Here is a 20,851-nt window from a genome sequence, read left to right as displayed (position 1 = left end):
GCCGCCCCTCCGTCCTCAAGGGTCACTGCCGTGATCGCTGCGCGACGGCCTACGGCCGCCCTTGACCCCGGAGCCTCGGCGACCCCGGTCAACAGCAGCAGGAGCCAACCAGGAAAGATTGACGCACCCGACTTGACGATTTCATCCGTGGTGTAGATGATCCGGCGCAGCGGTGGCGGGAAGGCCAGGAAGGGAATGAACCGTTCCCAGCTGTTGCGCCAGGTGTTGACCGTGGCCCGGTATTTGAGGCCCAGCGGCGAGGCGGCGAACTCCTCCATCGCGGTCTCGGCCGCTTCCGCGGAGGATGCGGTGTAGATCGGTTTGAGGGCTGCTGCGACCGTTTTGCGGTCCTGGTAGCCGATGAAGCGCAGCGAGGCCCGGATCAGGTGCACCACGCAGGTTTGCACGGTTGCCAGGGGCCAGGTCGCTCCCACCGCTTCGGGGAAGCCCGTCAGTCCGTCGCAGCAGACGATGAGCACGTCTTTGACTCCGCGGTTGGCCAGTTCGGCGCAGACGCCGGCCCAGAATTTCGCTCCTTCGGTGGCTTCGACCCAGATGCCGAGCACGTGCTTGATGCCGTCCATGTCGACGCCCACGGCGATGTGCGCGGCCTTGTTGCGCACTTGCGCGCCGTCGCGGATTTTGACCACGATCGCGTCCAGATAGAGGATCGGATAGATCGGGTCAAGGGGCCGGCGCTGCCAGAGCAGTACTTCATCGAGCACGTCGTCGGTGATTTTGGAGATCGTCTCGTGCGAGAGTTCGGTCCCGATCGTGGACTCCAGATGGTGCTGGATATCGCGGATGGTCATGCCCCCGGCGTAGAGGCTGACGATCATCTCATCCAGACCTCCGGTGCGGCGGGAACCCTTGGGCACCAGCTGCGGGGTGAACGTTCCGTTCCGGTCCCGCGGGACGGCCAGCGCGACGTCTCCGACCTGGCTGGCCAGCGTCTTGGGATAGGAGCCATTGCGTGAATTCGGCAGCACCCGGGAAGCCGAATCTCCTTTCTCGTAGCCCAGGTGCCCGGAAAGCTCGGCCTTGAGCCCTCGTTCCAGAACGGTCTTGATCATCTGGTTCAGGAAACCGTTCTTGCCATCGATTTGCAGTTCACCGGAGTCGATCTGCTCCATCAGCTCCTCGAACGCGGCCCGACTCCCGTAGCTGTTCCATGCCGCCGGCAGCGGCGACCTTGGCGGCGAGCTCGGCGCTGAGCTCTTCATTGGCATCAGTCATGGTCACAGTGTTCTCCAATCAACCGGGGACCGGAACTCCTACACAAACCATCTGACACCCTCAAACACCGCTCAAGGATGCCTGCATGGCGTGCGGTGATCGTCAGTTCCAGCCGCGGCCGAGGCACCGCCCCGGCCCTCTGGCTCGGCGACATCACCCACTCCGGGATCGACACGAGCGCCGGCACTACTATCACGGACCCGAAGACAGTGTTCAACGGGCAGGTGTTGCAGAACCGGGTCTGGGTCACCGACGGCCTCGCACCCTTGGACAGGTACCGGATCACGAGCATCAAATCACCGACCGGGGCCGTCACCACCATCGGATACAGCGGGGCGGACTGCACCCCGACCTCCCTGCCGGCCTCGCCCCAGTCCAACACGCGCCGCTGCTTCCCCCAGTGGTGGACGCCCACCACCCCCATCGTCCAGGCGCCCCGGATGGACTGGTTCCACGTCTACCCGGTCCAGGCCGTCAGCGCCGACGCCGGACCCGGCGGACCCGGGTCCCTCACCCAGACCACCACGTACAGCTACCTCGGCACCCCCGCCTGGCGGTACCCCGAACTGAAATACCGCACCGATACCGCCAGCTCCAAGCTGACCTGGTCCGTGCTGGCCGGATGGTCCCAAGTCAAGACCATCACCGCCACCTCCGCGGTCACCACCACCTACCTGCGGGGCCTGGACGGTACCCCCTCCAACACCACCGGCGGGACGGTCTCCTCGACCGTGACGGCCTCGGACGGAACCGCCGTCACCGATTCCCCGTGGTTCTCCGGGCGCACCCTCGAGACCCAGAGCACGCTCGGGGACGGCGGAGCCCTGCTGAAAGTCACCAGCAGCTTCCCCTGGGCCTCGACGCCCACCGCGACCGGGGCGACCGCCCTGGGCACGCCCACGGCCCGGCACCTGGGCACCGGAAGGGTATGGAGTAAATCCGCGGTAGCGGCCGGGTGGCGGAACACCAACGCCAGCACCGGCTACGACAGCCTTGGACGCCCGGTCTGGATCTCGGACCAGGGCGACACCGGCACCACGACGGATGACACCTGCACCACCACCGCCTACGCGACCGGAACAGCGGCGAACCTCCTGCACTTCACCGCCGCCACGAACACCTACGCCGGGGTCTGCAACGCCGACGGCACCCCGGCCGGGAACCTGCTCACGGCCGGAAAAACCACCGCGCTGAAACTTGCCGCGGACACCGTGCGCGAGGCCGGCGGCCGGGTGTTCGGTCTCGCGCCTACCGCCGTCGCAGCCGCCGTGATGGGCGCGGAGCTAGGAGCGACCGCGACCACGATTGACTCCTTCGTACTGGCCCATAGCCGGGGCGCGAACGATGAAAAGACGACCCCAAAGCCGGGAGACGTGATCATCATTGATGAGGCCGGCATGGTCGGCACCCAGCTGTTCGCGGCGGCCGTGACCATCGCAGACCAGCACGGTGCCGTGGTCCGTGCCTTGGGTGATGATCAGCAGCTCTCGGCCGTCGCTTCCGGCGGCGCATTGCGCCTGCTGAAGAACACCGTAGGGGCCGTGTACCTGGAAGACCTGCACCGCTTCCGCAACCCGGACGGGTCCCCGAACGAGGCCGAAGCCGCCGCGACCCTGGCGCTGCGCGAACCCCCGGCCACCGGGGTAGATGACCCGTGGACGTTCTACCGGGAGAACCGCCGCGTGGTCGGCGGCGACGCCGAGACCATGACGTCGCTGGTGTTCGAGGCATGGCAGAAAGACACCAACGACGGCAAGCATTCGATCATGATGGCGTTCGACAACGCCACCGTCACCGAGCTCAACGCCCGCGCCCAGGCCTACCGGATCGCAACCAGTGAACTGGATGCGAAGGCCCCGGCCGCGATGCTGCGCGACGGGCTCACCGCACGGGCCGGTGACATTGTTGGCACCCGTGACAACAACCGCCGGCTCTCCACCAACCGTGGCAAAGACTTCGTGAAGAACAACGACGTCTGGGACGTCGTTGAAGCCCACAAGGATGGCTCGCTGACCGTGAAGCACCACGGCCACCAGGGCAGGGTCACTCTCCCTGCCGAGTACGTGCGTGCCAACACAATGCTTGGGTACGCGGCCACGATCCGCCGCACCCAGGGCGTCACGTGCGACACCACGCATGCCCTCATCAGCTCCGGGCTTTCCCGCTCCCTTGCCTACGTCGCAGCCTCCCGCGGGCGGGAGTCCAACAAGCTCTACGGCGTCGTGGCCGACGGCGAAACTCTCGAAGACGTGCTCGGCTACGTTGCTGCGAACCACGATTCCAACCTGACCGCGCAAGAACAGATGGACGCCGCCCGCGCGCAGGCCCGCTCGCTGCCGGACATGTCCGCCGCATACCGGGACATTGATGACCAGGCCAACGAGCTGCGCATGGCCAACCTCGCCGCCCGGGTCCTGGGCGAAGGAACAGCCGCCGGATTCACCCAGTCCACCGCGTGGGGTGCCGTGGCCACGCAGCTGCGCCACGCCGAGAACGACGGCTTCAACATCACCAACCTGCTCACCGACAGTGTCAACGAAGGCGACTTCGACGCCTCCGAAGATCCCGGAGCAGTACTGGCCTGGCGCGTCGAAGACCGCCTCGCCCGGTGGCGTGAGCGCGCCCAGGACACGGGCCGCCGGCCGCTGGAGTCCATGAGCGACGAAGCACTGGAACGCCTCGGGCAGCGCGCCGTCGGCGAGCTGATGCACGCCAAGGGCGAAGCGTCCCGGACGCCGGACACCGAACAACCGGACCGGAAGACGTTGCTGCGCGGCTGGCTGGCCGAACGCAAGGAGACCCCGTGGCAGCGGCGCCTGCACGGTCACCTCAGCGACGACGACCTGGCCGCCCGGATCAGCGCTGCGACGCAGCAGCTGCGCACCGATACAACGATCAACGACACCGCCGCAACCAGTAAAGCCCGGTGGCTTGCATCCTCCCTGCAGAAGGAACAGGCCCTGCGCGAACTCATGAACCCTGAGGTACGGGCCGATGAAGCCTACGAACGCGGCGCCGTGTCCAACTACAGCCGGGACGAGCACGCCTCCCGGATCCAGAAGGCCGCATTGATCCAGCGCAGGATCCACGCCGAAATCGAGCTGCGCCGCCAGATGCCCGTACCCGTCACCAGCGAACCTGCCCCGGACCGGCTGCCCGGGTGGATGGCACCGGCCGACGTCGTCGCGCACCAGGACACTCCGGCACTGTGGCGGCAGGAGCTCGCCGCACGGCGTGAGCTCATGGCCAACGAAGCGGCCCGCTTGGGCGCCCAGCTCGCGGCCGAACCCCCGGCCTGGGCCGCTGCCCTGGGCCCCGTGCCCTCGGGTCCGCAACGTCAGGAACAGTGGCGCCAGCTCGCCGTGGAGATCTCCACCTACCGCGACACCTACCGTGTGGCGGCAGCCGAAACCCAGCCAGTACCCACTGCCCACCAGGAGAGGGGCGTCGGGGCCGAATTGACCGCCAGGGTGACGGCCATGCACAAGTACAGCGCCCAAACGGCCAAGGAACCCCTGGCGAGGGCGGACGCTGTCCTGATGGCCGAAGCCGCCCAGGTCGAAGCCATCGTTAAGGAAAGCCCGACACCGGCCGAGCACGTGGTGGACCACCTGCAGGAGTCCCGTGGCTCAGAAGCGCAGCTGAGCCCGGCACAGGAACGCGCCGAACGCATTGCAGCCCTGGCACGCATGGTCCGCGAAAACCGGGCCAGGATCGGCCACCCAGTGAACGAGAGCAGGAGCCCCGAGGCCGTCAAGGAAGCCCTGGAGCAGATCAAAGCCCGCCGCGCCGAGGAACAAGACCGCCGCCACCAGACCCGCCGCAACGACGATCAGACGCCACGCCAGGACCGGGGCCCCGGCATCGGCCGCTAGGAAGTAATGACAGCGTGGTGGGGGTGGAACAGGATACGCCTGAAAGAGGCAACGCCTGAGACCGTCGTCAACCAGATTTGAACCCGTTTTTCTCGGAAAATGCAGCCTGGTTCGGATCCGCTTCGGCCGTCCTGGCAGATGAAGACCTCTCCGAGGAAGTTCAGCCTACTCGCACGGTGGCTGGTTGCAGCCAAGCGGAAATTGCCTGGTGAGGTATTGCCTGGATAGGGGACTCAAAAAACGGTCACCTGTCGGGATGTGCTCGCAAAGCTTGTGCCTGGGGAGGCGGCCCGGGTTCGTGAGTTCGTGCCACGGCGTTCCTTGGGTGAATACATTCCATTTGGGGAGCGGCGCGGGATTTCACTGACCGTCCCTGCCGAAGGTGCCCTTGGGGGGCGAGCCGCGTCTCCTGAACTGTGTCCGTTCCACGTTGTGACGACGGAGCCTTGGGCCGGCGTGGTGGTTTGGGTGTTGAAGGGGACGGCGGCCTGGCGGCGGCCGTCCCCTTCAGCTCATTGGATGCCCTCCCTGACCAGCCGCCATTGCTGGGTGGGGTTCCCGGTCGGTCCCCATTGCTGCGCGGCGGCGCCGTCGGCCGTGGATGCCGAGGCTATTTCCAGGAACTTGCCGCTGTTGGTGTTGGTGAAGGTCCACGAACCGTTGGAGGTGGCCGGGGACCACACCTGTGTGGGGTTCCCGGTCGGTCCCCATTGGTCGGCATGGACGCCGTCGGCTGTCTGGGCGTTGGGGATCTCCAGGAGCTTTCCGCTGTTGTCGTTGAACAGCTGGACGCCTTGCGGGACGACGTGGAGGTTCCAGATCTGGCAAGCGTTGCCGGTGTCGCCCCATTGCCCTGCCGTTGCCCCGTCCGCGGTCGAGGCTCCCGTTATCTCGAGGTACTTGCCGCTGTTCTGGTTCACGACCCGGAACTGGGGGTCCAGGGCCGTGCTCGGTTGGTAGACGTGGAGCACGTCCAGCTCCGCGTACGATGTCCCCCTGCTGAAGGCGATCGTATTTACGCCCGCGTTGAGCGTGACGGGCAGCTGCGCCCATTGGTAGCGGCCCCAGTTGGCTGTCGGGGCGTAGGTGATCACCGACGGGCTGCCACCGTTGACGCTGACGTTGTGGGTCGACGTCGCGCCGGTGCCGTTGTCGTACCTGACGTTGAGGGTGTAGTTGCCCGCGTTGGGTACCCGGACCGTGAAGGTCACGGCACTGGTCGGGTTGTTGATGTTACCGACCTTGCCGCCGTTGGAGGCGGCGGGATGGTTCACGATCGTGGTGTCCGATGTCCGCGCAGCCTTCTCTGCCTCGTACTGCTGAGCGTCCAGGGGGATCGAGCCGACCCGGATGTCGTTGTACGTTGTCGTCAGGTTCTCGACATTGGTCGCCTGGTAGAGAGTGCGTCCGTCCACCGAGTAGTCGATGCTCTGGGCGAAGCCGCTGAAGGTGCCTCCCTCGCTGTCGGTGCTGTCGTAGGTCACCGCCATGGGAAGGCGCTCCCACGGCCCGCCGCCGAGGTTGTAGTTGACGTAGAAGTCCTGTCCGCCGTCGGTCGCCCCCGTCGCGTTCAGGGCCCACTTGGCGGCGACCACTACCATGCCTTTCGGGCCGCCCGTCGGGACCCATTTGACGTTAGGGGAGGAACCGATGCCGCGGCCGTTGGCCAGGGCGATCTGGGTTCCGATGCTCGTCGTCGGGGACCAGTTGAGGCCGTCGGGGGAGGTTTTGTAGTAGACGGGGGCGCTGTTCTGGGTCTGGGAGGGCCGGTTCACCACTTCGAAGGTTGCGAGGTAGCGACCGTCCGGGAGCTTGGTGACCGTGATCATCCCGGGACGGTCCGACTGGTTCGGGGGTGCGGAGACATTGGCTTCGGAGCCCCATGTCGCACCGCCGTCGGTGGAGCGGTGGTAGGCGACGGCCTGAAGCACCCCGCTGGCTTTTTGCCGTTCGTCGGAGAAGTAGGCGACCAGGCCGCCCTGTCCGTCCACGGCGAGCGAAGGCTCCCAGACCGCCGTGGTGGTCGAGGTGGGGCTGGGGTCGTAGACCGCGGGGCCGCCGCTGTCGATGGTGCTCAGGTAGGACCAGGTGCTTCCCTGGTCGGAGCTCTTGTACACGACCAACTGTGTGCTCGAGCGGTCCTGGGGCATGATCATGCCGGCGAGAAGGAGTGTGCCTGCGGGGAGGTTCCCGGTCTGCTGGGGGACTTCGAACAGGAACGGCTGCGCGGTGCGGTTGAGCAGGGGGAAGTTGTTGTTGGGCACCACGTCTGTAACGTGCGCCCAGGAGGTCCCGTTATCGGTGCTGCGGTAGATGGGGTAGACCTGCTGATTGCTGCTGTTCAGGACGAGCTGGTCGAAGGTCACCAGCTGGGTGCCGTTGGCGCTGCCGCTGTGCTTCAGGACGACGTTCTTGGCATAGGTGGTGCCGGCCGGCCTGCCCCCTTCCGGGTTGAAGGACGTCCCGGCGGCAGGCGAGTACACGAGGGAGCCGTTGCCCGTCGTGACGGCGTGCGCGGGGAGCGCCGTCACGGCGGAGGTGATCATGCCGAGCGCGGTGGCGGCGATCACGACGATGGTGCGGAACCGAAGGTGTAGGGGTTTTGACGGCGGGCGCGAAGCGGCGGTGGCGGATGGAACCATCTTTATCTCCTCTGTGGGTGGTTGCCCGCGGGCGGTCGCCGCGGACCGTCGCCGCGGGCCGTTGCGACATCGGCTTGTTGGCTGCGTCAGCGTTCCAGCAGGATCTCCGCCCAGGAGACCGCGGGGAGCGTGATGCGCAGGGTCGAGCCGTCGCGGACGACGGGGAGGTTCCGGAGGGTGACCCGCTCCGGGTCTTCGAGAGTGTTGGCCGCTTCGAGGTCGGGGTCGCTGAGCACCCGTGCGGATGCGGCGAGCCCCTCCGCTCCGTCGGGCAGCGCCGAGAGGTCCACCACTATTTCCGTCGGACCGTCCATGGAGCGGTTCACGGCGTAGACGGCGTAGTGTCCGGTGGTCTCGTCGTGGGCGGCGACGGCGTCCACGACCGGGACGTCGCCGAAGCGGCCTGTTTCGTAGGTGTCGGTGACCGTGGCGACGTCGAGCGCGGTGCCGCGGGCGTGGGCCGAGGTCGCTGCGAAGGGGAAGAAGGTCGTCTGCCGCCAGGAGGGCCCGCCGGGCTCGGTCATGATCGGTGCGATCACGTTCACCAGCTGCGCGAGGGAGGCGCTGGTGACGCGGTCGGCGTGCTTGAGCAGGGTGATCAGGAGGCTGCCGAACACGACAGCGTCCGCCACGGTGTAGACGTCCTCGAGCAGGCGCGGGGCCTGGGGCCAGTTGCGCACGCCCTGGATCTTGTCGAGGTTCTCGAACCGTGTGTTGTACCAGATGTTCCACTCGTCGAATGAGATGTCGATCGTCTTGCTGCTGCCGCGGACGGCCTTGACCTGGTCTGCCGTGGCGAGGACGCTGCGGATGAACCTGTCCATGTCGACGCCGGAGGCGAGGAACGAGCCGAGGTCGCCGGTGTTCTCGTAGTAGGCGTGGCAGGAGATGTAGTCGACCGCGTCGTAGGCGTGGGAGAGCACTACGCGCTCCCACTCGGCGAAGGTCGGCATGGACGAGCTTGAGGAGCCGCAGACGACGAGCTCGAGGTCCGGGTCGAACTGCTTCATGGCCCGGGCGGTCTGGGCTGCGAGCTTTCCGTAGTCTTCGGCCGGGCGGTGCCCGAGTTGCCAGGGTCCGTCCATCTCGTTGCCAAGGCACCAGATGCGCACGTCGAGGGGTTCGGTGCGGCCGTTGGCGATGCGCTGCTCGGCCAGGGCGGTGCCGGTGTGGAGGTTGGTGTACTCGAGGAGTTCGAGTGCTTCGGCGGTGCCGCGGGTTCCGAGGTTGACCGCGAGCATCAGTTCGCTGCCGACGCGGTCCAGCCAGTCCTGGAACTCGTGCAGGCCGATCTGGTTGGTTTCGGTGGAGTGCCATGCCAGGTCGAGCCGGGCCGGGCGCTCCGCAACTGGTCCGACGCTGTCCTCCCATTTGAACCCGGAGACGAAGTTCCCTCCGGGGTAGCGGATGGCGGAGACGCCGAGCTCTTTGACGAGCTCGATGACATCGGTGCGGAAGCCTGCCGCGTCGGCGAGCGGGTGGCCCGGCTCGTAGATGCCGTCGTACACGGCCCGTCCGAGGTGTTCGATGAAGGAGCCGTAGATGCGCGGGTTGATGGTGCCGATGACGGCCAGTGGCCGGATGGTGAGGTGTGCTGTGTGCATGGGTCTTCCGTCAGTGGTTCGTTGTTCGGTGCAGGGAGGCGTGGTGTCGGTAGCGGGCGGCGGCCGGGTTCGGCAGGCGCAGGAGTCCTTCGGTGCTCTCGGCCAGGTCGTACAGGCCCATGGCGAGGAGGTGGTCTGCACGGGGCCTGCCGCTGTGCCGCCAGGTCCACTCGTACATGTCAAAGAGGGGCCACCAGGTGTAGCCGACCAGCCGGGTTCCTTCGGCACGGATCCGCTCGGCGAGTGCTACCGATTCGTCCAGCCAGCGGATCCGTTCGGTCACGGATCCGGTGACGCACGTTTCGGTGATCATCACCGGTGCCCCGTAGCGTCCGGCGTAGAGGGCGATTGCGTCCCGGAGGCCTTCGGTACCGCGGTCGACGGTGGGTCGGGGGTCGGTGAAGCCGCCGGCGTGGCGGACCCCAGGTTCGAACAATTCGGTGGAATGGCGTGGGTAGTAGTTGACCCCCATTACGTCCGGCTGTACGGCGTTCTCCCGGAACCAAGTGAGCTCGTCGTCGTCGATGGCGGGCATCAGGTGCCGCCGGAGCGGGTGCCGGTCATCCACCCTGCCGGTGACGAGGTCCTCGACCAGGTGTACTTGGTGGCGGAGCCGTGATGCCTCTTCCAGGTGTTCGGGGGCGGCGTCGTCGCCGACGAAGCCCATGGCGGCGTCCACGTGGACGAAGGCCGCCCGCGCCCCGATGGATGCCGCGACGGCCTGCTGTGTGCGGACGAACCCGCGGGCGAGGTTGGCTGCTATTGTCGCGAAGCCTTCCGGGCCGTGGAGGTAGGGAGGCCAGTAGCCGTACTCGCCGGAGAACAGTGCGTGGATCACGGGTTCGTTGACCGGGGTGTAGTCGGTGACGCGGTCCCCGTACCGGGCGGCGAAGCGCTCGGCGAACTCGGCGGCGTGGTGTGGGTAGTCCGGGTTGGCGAATTCGCGTTCAAGCCACAGGGGCGTGCCGTAGTGGAGCAGGTCGATGATGGGCGTCAGGCCCGCGTCAAGGAGAGCGTTGACGGCACGGTCGGTCCAGGACCAGTCCCATCGCCCTGGCTCCGCGGCGATGCGGTACCAGGGCACGCCCCAGCGCAGAAGCTCGGCGCCGGATCCGGCGGCGAGGGCGAAGTCGTCGGCGAATTGCTCGTAGTGTTCGGTCAGTTCGTACTCGTCGATCGACCGCTCTCCGTCCCGTGACTGCGGGACGAAGGTGTCCTCGATTCCCAAGGCGAAGTGGAGGCGTCCGTCCTCGAACCAGCGCGGCGCGCCCGTCATTTGAGCCCCGTGGTCGCGACCGATTCGATGAAGCGGCGCTGCATGATCAGGAACATGACCGCCAGCGGCAGGACGGCGATGAGGGAGCCGGCCATCATGGTGCCGTACGGGATGATGCCGCTCGGACCTGTCAGGAGTGTCAGGCCGGAGGTGATGGTGCCCATGTCCGGGGTCGTGGTGAACACCAGGGGCCAGAGAAGGTCGTTCCAGTTGTTCACGAAGGTGAATATCGCCAGGGTCAGCAGCGCCGGCACCGCGTTGGGCAGGATGATGCTGCGGAAGACACGGAACTCGCCCGCACCGTCGATGCGTGCCGCGTTGTCCAGATCCCGGGGCAGCGAGACGAAGAACTGGCGCAGAAAGAAGATGCCGAAGGCGTCTGCGGCTCGCGGAATGATCAGTCCGGCGAAGGTGTTGACCCAGCCCAGCTGTGCCACGAGCTGGTAGACCGGGATGAGGGTTGCCTGGAACGGGATCATGAGACTGGCCACGATGGCGATCAGTAAGAGCCGGTTGCCGCGGAAGTCGAGGCGGGCAAGGGCGTACGCGGCAAGAGAGTCGAAGGTCAGGGCGAACAGGGTCACCCCGCCGGCGAACAGGAAGCTGTTGAGGAACAGCCGCGCGAACGGCAGATCGGTGAAGATGCGGGTGAAGTTCTCCAGCGTCCAGCTTGCAGGCACGAGAGTCGGCGGGAAGGCGTTGATCTCCGTCGTCGGCTTGAACGCGGTGAAGACGATGATGGCCACTGGCAGCAGCACCATCGCGGTCAGCACCAGCACCGCCGCGGCGAGCAGCCACCGGTGCGCGGTGCGGCCGGGGCGGCGCCCCGCCGCGGCCTGGGTCATGGTCATGGTCATCAGAGGGTGTCCTTCTCGCGGCGTCCGAAGAAGCGGAACTGGATGAGGCTCAGGAGCAGGGTGGCAGCGAGCAGCACGTAGGACAGTGCGGAGGCCAAGCCGAGGTCGAGTTTCTTGAAGCCGTCCTGGTAGAGCTCCATCACGACTGATTGCGTGCTCCGGTAGGGGCCGCCGCCGGTCATCACGTAGATCTGGTCAAATGCCTGCAGTGCAGCGATCATCGCGAAGACCACGACGAACGCGAGCGTGTTGCCCAACTGGGGGAGCGTGACATTGGTGAACCGCCGCCAGGGGCCCGCGCCGTCGATCTTCGCCGCCTCGTACAGGGATTCCGGGATCTCCTGGAGCCCGGCGATGAAGACCACCATGTAGAAGCCGAAGTTCTTCCAGATGGCCACGGCCACGACCGTTGGCATGGCAAGCACGGGGTCCTGCAGGACGTTGCCGATCTGCACGCCGACCGTTCGCAGCCAGTAGGTCAGGAGGCCGACCTGCGGGTCGAGCAGGTACGTCCAGGCGAAGGCAGCCACGGCCAGGGAGACGATGAAGGGCAGGAAGAGAGCCGTGCGGAAGAACCCGCGCGCGACCAGGAGCCGGTTGTTCAGCAGGAGCGCGAGGGCCAGCGCCACGATCAGGGCGGTCGGGGTGAACATCGACGTGTACAGCGCGGTGTTGCCGAGCGTGGCCAGGATGCGGTGGTCGGTGAAGATCTTTGCGTAGTTGCCGAAGCCGACCCATTCCTCGATCCCGAACCCGGAGGCATTGGTGAACGAGAGCCGAAGGGCGGAGGCCATGGGCCAGAATACGAAGGCGAGGAGGACGACCAGGGCCGGGAGCATAAACAACAACGCCCTGGCCGGCAGGCCGCGCCGGCTTAGCGGGCGTCCGCCGAGGGGAGCCGGAGCCCGGTAGGGCGCGCGCACTCGGGTGGGAGAGATCATTGGGGGTTCTTTCTGTGCGAGGTGGCCGCCGTCACGGGGCGGCGGCCACCTCAGGGTCACTTGCCGAGGGCCTGCTGTACAGATTGGGAGGCGTTCGTCAGCAGCGCGGCAGGATCCCCGCCGCTGAGGGACTTCTGCGTCGCTTCGTCCACCGCCGTCAGCACATCGCTGCTGTCGGCGACGCCCGGGAGGAGGGGACGGGCGGTGCCGACGATGCCTGACAGGGCGGCTACGACGGCGTTCGAGGACACCGCCGATCCGGGAACGTCAGTCCGCAGCGGGGGCCAGCCGGAGCCGAGTGACCACTTGGCTGCATTGTCTTTCGAGAAGAGGTAGTCGAAGAACTTTCCGGCCGCGGCCTTCTTCGCCGCATCCGCCTGAGAGGTCACAGCAGCCGAGATCCCGATGGCCGACGCCGCCTGGCTCTTCGGCCCCGCCGGGATCGACGCAATGCCGTAGTCGATGTTGTTGTCTTTCGCCACGCTGGCCATCCAGGGCCCGCCGATCTCCATCGCGGCCTTCCCGGAGGAGAAGAGCTTGTCCGAAGCGATCCCGTCCAGGCCTGTCGGGGAGATCTTGGATTCATGCACGGCCTTGGACCAGTAGGCGAGGGTCTCCTGGTTGGCCTGGGAGTCGAGCACAGACTTGTCCCCATCGACGATCGCGCCGCCGTTGCCGTAGAAGAGACTGGCCCAGACCCCGTTGCCCACGGTCGCATGGTCCGGAAGCGCGAGCCCGTACTGCACGGGGGTGCCGGCATCCGCGCCGACTGTCAGCTTCTTGGCGTCGGCGACCCACTCGTCCCACGTGGTCGGGAATGTCGAGATCCCGGCCTTCTGGAATAGGGCCTTGTTGTAGATGACGGACAGTGGCACGAAGCCCGTGGGCACGCCGTAGTAGGAGCCGCCGATCTTCTCCATCTCGACCGCCCGCGGGTTCAATGATGCGCTCTGAGTCGAGGACGAGTAGAAGTCATCAAGCTTCTGCAGTGCTCCCTTGGACGCATAGACCGGCAGGTTCTCAGCGGGAAGCGCCACGATGTCTGGCCCGTTCTTCGCAGAGAGGGACGTGAGCAGGGTGTCGCCGATTACCGCCCACGGTTTCGTCGTGGTCTTGATCGTGATCGTGTTCTGGGACTTGTTGAAGTCGTCGACGATCTGGTCCAGGACCTTGCCGTCCGCCTCGGTGTAGCCGTGCCAGAAAGTGAGTGTGACGGGGCCGGACGCGTCGGCTGCAGCAGTGGAGTTCGTGGAGTTGGAGCAGCCCGTCAAAGCCAGGGCCGTGCCCACGGCGGACACCGCGAGCGTCGCAAGCAGTTTCTTCATTGAATGCCTCTCTGGGGTCGATCGGGCAGGACACCGATCGGCTGAGTCTTTACAACGATGGAAATACAACGTTGTAATAGGGAGTATAGAGGCCTGCGTCACACCCAGTCAACGGGCAAAATCAGGCGACTGTGCTGCGGATCCGTCCCGGCGCGGACTCGCGTGCGACGAGCGTCGCCGGGACCTCGAAGGTGCGCGGTCGGGGACTGTCCTCCTTGCCGCGCCCGGCGATTCTCTCAAGGAGCGCGTCGACGGCCGTCTCAGCGATCGTGGCCCTGTTGGGGTCGATAGTTGTGAGGCTGGGCATGGCGAACTGCGCCTCGGTGACGTTGTCGAAGCCGACGACCGCCACGTCCTGCGGGACGTTGATTCCCGAGTGGAACAGCGTGCGGAGGGCACCCAGGGCCAGTTCGTCGTTGAGAGCGAAGACGGCATCGAACTGCACCTCGCGCCGGATGAGCTCCTGCATGGCCTCGGCGCCGTCGGTCCGGTGCCAGCCTTGCCGGTGCACGACCAGGCTTGGGTCGAAGGGGATGCCTGCCTGCTCCAGTGCCGCCCGGTATCCGTCCAGGCGTAGGGGTCCCGAACCGACTCTTTCGCCCTCGTGGGCGCCAAGAACCGCGATCCGCTTCCGCCCGGAGGCCAGGAGATGCCGCACGGCCATCGCCGCGCCTTCGACGTTCTGCATGGTCACGTGGTCGGTCGGGCCGTTGAAGATCCGCTCCCCGAGCAGGACGAGCGGATAGTCCACCTTGAGCTGCAGTGCGTCATCGTCGTCCAGTCCCAGAGGGGAGAACAGCAGCCCGTCCATCATGGAGGTCCGGGAGCCGTGAAGCAGCTCAATCTCAGCCGACCGCTCCCCGCCTGTCTGTTCGATGAGGACCACGTAGTCGCGTTGTCGGGCTGCCCTGAGGACGGCGTCTGCGAGCTCGGCGAAGTAGCTGAACTTCAGCTCCGGCACGGCGAGCCCGATCACACCCGTCCTTCCGGTCCGAAGGTTCCGGGCCACAAGGTTCGGCTGGAAGCCGAGCTCGGCAATGGCGGCGTTCACCCGCTCGCGGGTGTGCGCTTTCACGAACTCGAAACCGTTGACAACGTTGGAAACGGTCTTGACGGAAACCCCCGCCAAGGCCGCAACATCGCGCATCGTGGTCACTGCAACCTCCTAGGCTTGAAGCACATGGTCGGCCCATGCAGACATCCGGGCAAGCCTGCCCTTCGGCTCCTTCTTCCCGCTGATGGGTAACCAGCGGCTTCATGAACTTTACATTGCAACGTTGTACAGACGTTGTAAAGACTGTGGTCCGGCTGCCTGCATCGAAGCGGCGACGCGCGGCGGCAAGTCTCCTCAGCCACATCGGCCTCAAGAGCTCATGAAACCCCGACCACTGCCGTATTACGGGGTGATGCAGCGCACGGGACACTGTGCTGCGTCTTGCCTCACGAAGGAAGAAAGCATGCACAAAACGAGGACCTTATGAGGAATATGAGGGCGGATTTCAAGGCAGCGTGGGGGCCGCGGATCGGGCCAAGGGGCCACATTGAACCTGTGGAATTCCCGTCAGTTCGTCCCGCATTTCTGGATCTCTTGGGCGGCCGGGTTCGCGACGATCGACGATGCTCGATCCAATCGGAGTTCATCCGCTCAGCCTTAGCCCATGCTGATCTCGCCCGCACGTCAGGTTACTCCGGTGTAGTCAGCGGTGGTGACTGGTCCCTGCGGGTGCGGTCTGAGGGAGCATTACGCGCCCGCCCCCAACAGCGAAAACAAGTAGAAGTTACTCTGGTTAGAGTCCCTGCGCGGGGGTTGGCTGAAGTGGATAATGGGATTGAAGTACCGGACCGGGTCTTCAAGCCCATTATCAGACGGGGTGGCGGCGGGGAATCCTTCTGGATGGGAGTCCGGGATTCCTTACATGTGCATCCGGACCTGGATATTTCCGAGACAGGATGGTGGGGTGAGACAACTCGGGTACACCAGAATCAGCACCGCCAGCCAGGACGCCCAACTCCAACTCGATGCGCTCCTGGCCGCCGGCGTCCAGAAGCGGGATGTGTTCGCCGATGTCACCTCCGGAAGCAGAACGGCGATAGAGCGGCCCGGGATGAAGAAGCTGCTGGAGTACGCCGAAGACGGCGACACCGTGGTTGTGTGGCGGGTCGACCGCCTCGGCCGGTCCCTGATCGACGTTCTGAACACCGTCAACCTGCTGCGCGAACACGGTGTGCACCTCCGATCCATCTCGGACGGAATCGACCCCGCCACCTCCACCGGGCGGATGATGCTGAACATGCTTGCCACCCTGGCCGAGTACGAGCGTGAGCTGATCGTCGAACGCGTCAACGCCGGAATCGCCGCAGCCAGGCAAAACAGCACCCGCTTCGGCCGACCACCAATCAACCTAGAGGTCATCGCGGAAAAGCTCGCAATCGTCGCCGATGCCCGCAAACGCGGACGCACCGCGGCAGACGCTGCCGCTCTCGTCGGCTGGAGCCGCGCGACGCTCTACCGCCACCAGACGGCCATTAGCTCCGCTGGAACCCCGGCCACATAGCGCTGCAATTTCTGCGGTCCACAGCGAATGCTGGTCTCGTAACTGACGATAGATACACTGATTCAACCAGCGACCCTGCCGATCCTCTGGGCCAGCGCCCTCGTGGGAATCATTTCCGGGTTTGTGATCTCACCCGTCGGGTACTACTACTGGGAGCTTCGAGGGGCCGCGAAGCGGCCGAACACATAAGCCTGTCCGACTACTCCCGTCGAAAGCGGGTACCAAAACCGGCTAAACGAGCGCCGGCTCGAAGCTCTCGACTATGCCGTCAGTCTGCCCCGGCCGGCGTAACTGTCGGCGCATATTTCGCTTCCGGTGGTGCCGCCGTGCCAGCTCCGGAAGCACGAAGCTGCTCAAACCCCAGACGGGTCAGTTCAATTTCGAGTCAGTCCGGGGGGAATCGGGGGGAGAAGTAGCCCTCCATCCAGTAGGGCGTGTAGTTGTAGTGGCCATAGACCGCTTCCTGGAATGCCTGGTTACTGCTTAGTTCGGGGTCGTACCCAGGTGCCACGGCAACGTGTTCGCGCGTAAGGTCCACGGTAACTTCCTCGGCGCCAATGCCGGCGACGGCATCCACCGGGATGAAAGAGTGCTCCTTCCCGATGCCGAGGAACCCTCCGGAGGCGACCAACAGGAAGCGCACCCTGCCGCCCTCGGGGTCGATCAGGAGGTCATCGACCTTGCCGAGATCCTCCCCGTCGCGGTCTTTCACCACGAACCCACGAATGTCTTCCTCCCCCAACGCCACGGTCCTGTCCGTCTCGCTCAGTTTCACCAGCTGACGGGCCTCATTTGCAGTCATTTGCTGTCCCTCCACTCTTCGTTTACCGCTTCTTCACCCGGGATGTCTCCATCGTAGAAACTCCGGCAGAAAGCAGGCAATGCCCGCCGATCGGTCATATGCGTCGACGTCTCGACGACCACGAGGGAAGGGGACCACGGATGTTCGGCTTCAGGGGCGGGAGAGGCAATGCAGCCTTGGTTCTTACCGCAGCGGTGCTGGTCTCGGTTCCGGGGCGCATGGGACCAAGCGCACCAGCGTGGGCGTGCCGGTCATCGATACGTGGGGTCCGCGTTCTTCGGGATCACACGGCAGATCCTGTACTGGTGTGTTTCCCCGACCGGGGTTGTTGGTCCCTCGCCGTAGTAACCTTTGTTCGGCCCCCGGGCCGACAGCTCCGGCGCGCTATCCGGCCGGGTCAGGCGGAAGGGCATGTCCTCGCTGAGGTTGACTGTGTTTTGTCCTGCCCTTGTCGGGGTGGGGCCGGTTCGTTTCCGCGATCTGGTGCCGCGTGCGGTTAGGGCATGGTGTAGGAGTTCAGCGGCCTGCCGGTGGTGCCGTAGGTGAGGTCCAGGATGAGGAGGCCTTTGCGTTCGAGTGCGCTGAGGTAGCGTTGGGCGGTCGGACGGCTGACACCGAGCAGCTCGGCGATCTCAGCGGCACTGACCGGAGCGCCGGCGGCGCGGACGGCGTCGAGCGTTTTTTGCATGGTGGGCTGCAGCCGCGGCGCCGGGGCGGCGGGCCTGAGCCCGGCCGTGCGGGCGTTGTAGAGGCTGTCGATGGTTGCCTGGTCGGCAGTTGATGCGGATTCCAGTTCCTGGCGCCACGTCCGGTAGGCCTCCAGCTGTGTGCGGAGCCGCTCGAAGCTGAAGGGCTTGACGAGATAGTAGACGGCGCCGCTGGCCATGGCTGACTTGACGGTGGCCAGGTCCTGGGCGGCGGTGATGATGATGCAGTCCACCGGGGTTCCGGCCGCCTGCAGGGACCGCAGCAGGGAGAGACCGTCCTCGTCGGGAAGGTGCACGTCCAGCAGGAGCAGGTCCGGGTCCAGTTCCGCTATTGCCTCCCGCGCGGCCGCGGCGCTGTACACCTGGCCCACGCATTCGAAGCCCTCGACCCTGGCCACACGGGCAGCGTGGATTCCGGCGACCCGGAAATCGTCGTCAACCACCAATGTCCTGATCACCGGCCCTCCTGTCCTTCTCCGCAAGGTGAGGGTTTGCCGGAAGCCACACCTCAAAGTTGCCGCCGGGACCCGGGAACACGTCCAGGGTCCCCCCTGCCCGGTGCACGATCCTGCTCACCAGGGCCAGCCCGATGCCGCGCCGCATGCCCGGCCGCGGGTCCTTGGTGGAATAGCCGTCCACCACCACCTGGTCGATCTTGTCCGCCGGGACGCCGGGGCCGTTGTCCCGCACGGCGATGAAAACGCCGTCGGCGTCGTCGAACTGTACGGTCACCGTGCGTGGCCGGGGCGTATTGGCCAGGGCGTCCACGGCGTTGTCCAGGAGGTTGCCGACGATGGTCAGGAGTTCCGCCTGGTCAACCTGCGGGCGTTCCAGCCGGGACTCGGCGGTCACTGACATTTGCACGTCCTGTTCGGCGGCGACGGTGATCTTGGCCAGCAGCAGGGCTGCCAGCTCCGGCGGCGCGATCCTTGAGCGCAGCCCTTCCCCGAGCGACCTGGACATCGTGGACACTTGCGAGACGAATGTCCTGGCTTGGTCCACTTCCCCCATCTCCAGCAGGCCGTCGACGATGTGCAGCCGGTTGGCGTATTCGTGTTCCAGGGCGCGCATCGCCTCCATCAGGCCCCGGACGGAATGCAGGTCCCGGACCAGGCCCTCGATCTCCGTGCGGTCCCGCAGGGTGATAACGGAACCGATGCTCCGCCCAGCGGTCGAGACGGGCATGCGGTTGACCACCAGCAGGGCGTCCTCGGTCAGCGCCACCTGGTCCGCGCCGGGGAGTTCGCCGGTGAGCAGGTCCCGGAGCCGGCCCTCCGGAACCAGTTCGGCGACCGGTTTTCCCAGGGCCGGCTCCTCGATCCGGAGCAGCCGCCGGGCCTCGCCGTTGATCACCGTGATGTTCCCGTCGTCGTCGAGCCCGAGGACGGCCTCGCGGATCCCGTGCAGCAGGGCCTCGCGCTCCTGCAGCAGGGAGGCGATCTCGGCCGGTTCCAGGTTGAAGGTGACGCGCTTGATCCTGCGGGAGAGCAGCAGCGACCCGCCGACGCCCAAGGCCAGGACCAGGCCCGAGAACCCGGTGATCAACCAGATGTTCTGGACCTGGTTGCTGAAGACATGGGTCTCCTCGATGCCCACCGACACCTGGCCGATCACCGAGCCGTCCGCCCCGAAGACCGGGGCCTTGGCGTTGGCCGACGTGCCCAGGCTGCCGGGGTCGAACCCGACATGGGTTTCGCCGTCAAGGACCGCCACGGGTTCCTCCAGCCTCTGGCCGATCAGCGCCGGGTCCGGGTGGGAGAACCGGACGCCGGCGCGATCGGTTACCACAACATAGTCAGGCTGCGCTGCGGCCGTGATCTCCCGGGCGAGCCCTTCGATGACGTGCTGGGGATCCTTTGCCGCCAGGGCCGAGCGGATCTCGGGCATCTGCGCGGTGGTCGTGGCGATGCCCAGGGCACGCAGCTGGTACTGCCGGTCCAGGGTCTGGTTGCTGATCATCGTGAACAGCAACCCGCCCAGGACCACCGTGAGGACCAGCAGCGAGAGCGAGCCCAGGAGGATCTGGGCGGTCAGGGTCCAAGAATGGCCGCCGCCCCGGAAGCGCTGCGCCGCTGACACCCGGTTCACCGGGACCCGCAGTACGGCCGGGCGTCTGCCCTGTGGCAGAAAACGCACAAAACGTGCACTTTTGCTATTAAGGCGCACATCTTACTGAAGACTTCCGGCACGAACGCTCACTTTCTAAGCTTTACATAGTTTCAGTGATCCACATCACGAATTCGTCGGACTCCCAAGGAAGGGATCCGGGTGACAGCGCAAGCTGCCGCCGGATAAACGAACTCATAGGACCGCCTCGATTCCCTGGCACACCCCAACGCGGTGCCTGTAATCAGCGGTCACAAGATCGGAAAAGACAGAGAGGTCTTAGCGTTATGAATGCCAACCACCCCAACCGGCCGCCCGGGGCCCCCGAGAGGGCCGAGGACGCCGCGGGCATCGACATTGTCGGGTTGACCAAGCGTTACCTCACTCCCAAGCACGAGACCTTCACTGCCATCCGCGATGTGACGCTGCGGGTCGAACCCGGCCAGTTCTGCGCGATCGTCGGACCGACGGGCTGCGGCAAGTCGACCACCCTGGCCCAGGTTTCCGGCCTGGAACGGCCAAGCGCCGGCTCGGTGAGGGTCCACGACCAGATCGTTGACGGCATCACCAACGGCGTCAGCTACATGTTCCAAGCGGACGCGCTGTTCCCGTGGAAGACCGTTCTCGGGAACGTCTTGATCGGCCCGGTCCTGCTCGGGACGCCCAAGAAGGAAGCCACCTTGCTCGCAAGGGACTGGCTGCGCCGCGTAGGCCTGGCAGGCTTCGAGGACCGGTATCCGCACCAGTTGTCCGGCGGCATGCGCAAGCGCGTCGCTATGGCGGCGGCGCTGATCAACAACCCGCGGATCCTCTTGATGGATGAGCCGTTCGGCGCCCTCGACGTGCAGACCAAGGCCATCATGCAGAACGAGCTGCTGCAGCTCTGGGAAGAACTGCGCCCCTCTGTCCTGTTCATCACGCACGA

General features: G+C 65.9%; 13 protein-coding genes and 1 pseudogene. 3 read left to right on the top strand and 11 right to left on the bottom strand.

Annotation, left to right across the window (positions count from 1 at the left end; all coding sequences use genetic code 11):
• Positions 1-137: 137 nt before the first annotated feature.
• A pseudogene (locus AB4074_RS23030) lies at positions 138-1,173 on the bottom strand (IS256 family transposase); the annotation flags it as partial.
• 140 nt (positions 1,174-1,313) lie between these two features.
• Between AB4074_RS23030 and AB4074_RS23025 the strand changes: the two are divergent.
• Positions 1,314-5,111: an AAA family ATPase gene (locus AB4074_RS23025; RefSeq protein WP_441415469.1), complete on the top strand. Its 3,798-nt coding sequence runs from the start codon at positions 1,314-1,316 to the stop codon at positions 5,109-5,111.
• A gap of 512 nt (positions 5,112-5,623) precedes the next feature.
• Here AB4074_RS23025 and AB4074_RS23020 read toward each other — a convergent pair.
• The 7 genes from AB4074_RS23020 to AB4074_RS22990 form a co-directional block, all read right to left on the bottom strand.
• Positions 5,624-7,753: an RICIN domain-containing protein gene (locus AB4074_RS23020; protein WP_441415468.1), complete on the bottom strand. Its 2,130-nt coding sequence runs from the start codon at positions 7,751-7,753 to the stop codon at positions 5,624-5,626.
• Between the two features lie 86 nt (positions 7,754-7,839).
• The gene (gene arfA, locus AB4074_RS23015) at positions 7,840-9,357 is read right to left on the bottom strand and encodes an arabinosylfuranosidase ArfA (protein ID WP_441415467.1); all 1,518 of its coding nucleotides are present in this window, start codon (positions 9,355-9,357) and stop codon (positions 7,840-7,842) included.
• 10 nt (positions 9,358-9,367) lie between these two features.
• Positions 9,368-10,633, bottom strand: a complete 1,266-nt coding sequence (locus tag AB4074_RS23010) for a family 1 glycosylhydrolase (RefSeq protein WP_441415466.1) — start codon at positions 10,631-10,633, stop codon at positions 9,368-9,370.
• Complete coding sequence (locus AB4074_RS23005; RefSeq protein ID WP_441415465.1) at positions 10,630-11,490, bottom strand: carbohydrate ABC transporter permease; 861 nt, start codon at positions 11,488-11,490, stop codon at positions 10,630-10,632. Before AB4074_RS23005 ends, AB4074_RS23010 begins: the two co-directional genes overlap by 4 nt.
• A complete protein-coding gene (locus AB4074_RS23000; RefSeq protein WP_441415464.1) occupies positions 11,490-12,431 on the bottom strand; it encodes a carbohydrate ABC transporter permease in 942 nt (313 codons plus the stop codon). Before AB4074_RS23000 ends, AB4074_RS23005 begins: the two co-directional genes overlap by 1 nt.
• A 56-nt stretch (positions 12,432-12,487) precedes the next feature.
• Complete coding sequence (locus AB4074_RS22995; RefSeq protein WP_441415463.1) at positions 12,488-13,756, bottom strand: extracellular solute-binding protein; 1,269 nt, start codon at positions 13,754-13,756, stop codon at positions 12,488-12,490.
• A gap of 121 nt (positions 13,757-13,877) precedes the next feature.
• Positions 13,878-14,903: a LacI family DNA-binding transcriptional regulator gene (locus AB4074_RS22990; protein ID WP_441415470.1), complete on the bottom strand. Its 1,026-nt coding sequence runs from the start codon at positions 14,901-14,903 to the stop codon at positions 13,878-13,880.
• An 811-nt stretch (positions 14,904-15,714) separates the two neighbouring features.
• Between AB4074_RS22990 and AB4074_RS22985 the strand changes: the two genes are divergently transcribed.
• Positions 15,715-16,311, top strand: a complete 597-nt coding sequence (locus AB4074_RS22985; protein ID WP_441415462.1) for a recombinase family protein — start codon at positions 15,715-15,717, stop codon at positions 16,309-16,311.
• A 385-nt stretch (positions 16,312-16,696) separates the two neighbouring features.
• Here the strand turns inward: AB4074_RS22985 and AB4074_RS22980 are convergent, their stop codons facing one another.
• The 3 genes from AB4074_RS22980 to AB4074_RS22970 all read right to left on the bottom strand — a co-directional run bounded on the left by AB4074_RS22980 (position 16,697) and on the right by AB4074_RS22970 (position 19,956).
• On the bottom strand, positions 16,697-17,113 hold the full coding sequence (locus tag AB4074_RS22980) for a PRC-barrel domain-containing protein (protein WP_441415461.1): 417 nt from the start codon (positions 17,111-17,113) through the stop codon (positions 16,697-16,699).
• A gap of 496 nt (positions 17,114-17,609) precedes the next feature.
• A complete protein-coding gene (locus AB4074_RS22975; RefSeq protein WP_441415460.1) occupies positions 17,610-18,278 on the bottom strand; it encodes a response regulator in 669 nt (222 codons plus the stop codon).
• Positions 18,256-19,956 carry an ATP-binding protein gene (locus tag AB4074_RS22970; protein WP_441415459.1) on the bottom strand — a complete coding sequence of 567 codons (1,701 nt, stop codon included), beginning with the start codon at positions 19,954-19,956 and terminating at the stop codon, positions 18,256-18,258. Before AB4074_RS22970 ends, AB4074_RS22975 begins: the two co-directional genes overlap by 23 nt.
• 257 nt (positions 19,957-20,213) lie before the next feature.
• On the opposite strand from AB4074_RS22970, the gene AB4074_RS22965 reads away from it, so the two are divergent.
• A partial coding sequence (locus AB4074_RS22965; protein ID WP_441415458.1) for an ABC transporter ATP-binding protein occupies positions 20,214-20,851 on the top strand: 638 nt, incomplete at its 3' end.

The organism is Arthrobacter sp. 2MCAF14 (assembly GCF_052115645.1).
Lineage (GTDB): Bacteria > Actinomycetota > Actinomycetes > Actinomycetales > Micrococcaceae > Arthrobacter.
The sequence above is the reverse complement of the archived record's forward strand: the minus strand, read 5'-3'. Positions and strand labels throughout refer to the sequence as shown.

Excerpts from the sequence above, each read along its gene's own strand:
- AB4074_RS23025 (WP_441415469.1), top strand. The coding sequence starts at position 1,314 with ATGCCTGCATGGCGTGCGGTGATCGTCAGTTCCAGCCGCGGCCGAGGC.
- AB4074_RS23020 (WP_441415468.1), bottom strand. The coding sequence starts at position 7,753 with ATGGTTCCATCCGCCACCGCCGCTTCGCGCCCGCCGTCAAAACCCCTA.
- arfA (WP_441415467.1), bottom strand. The coding sequence starts at position 9,357 with ATGCACACAGCACACCTCACCATCCGGCCACTGGCCGTCATCGGCACC.
- AB4074_RS23010 (WP_441415466.1), bottom strand. The coding sequence starts at position 10,633 with ATGACGGGCGCGCCGCGCTGGTTCGAGGACGGACGCCTCCACTTCGCC.
- AB4074_RS23005 (WP_441415465.1), bottom strand. The coding sequence starts at position 11,490 with ATGACCATGACCATGACCCAGGCCGCGGCGGGGCGCCGCCCCGGCCGC.
- AB4074_RS23000 (WP_441415464.1), bottom strand. The coding sequence starts at position 12,431 with ATGATCTCTCCCACCCGAGTGCGCGCGCCCTACCGGGCTCCGGCTCCC.
- AB4074_RS22995 (WP_441415463.1), bottom strand. The coding sequence starts at position 13,756 with ATGAAGAAACTGCTTGCGACGCTCGCGGTGTCCGCCGTGGGCACGGCC.
- AB4074_RS22990 (WP_441415470.1), bottom strand. The coding sequence starts at position 14,903 with ATGCGCGATGTTGCGGCCTTGGCGGGGGTTTCCGTCAAGACCGTTTCC.
- AB4074_RS22980 (WP_441415461.1), bottom strand. The coding sequence starts at position 17,113 with ATGACTGCAAATGAGGCCCGTCAGCTGGTGAAACTGAGCGAGACGGAC.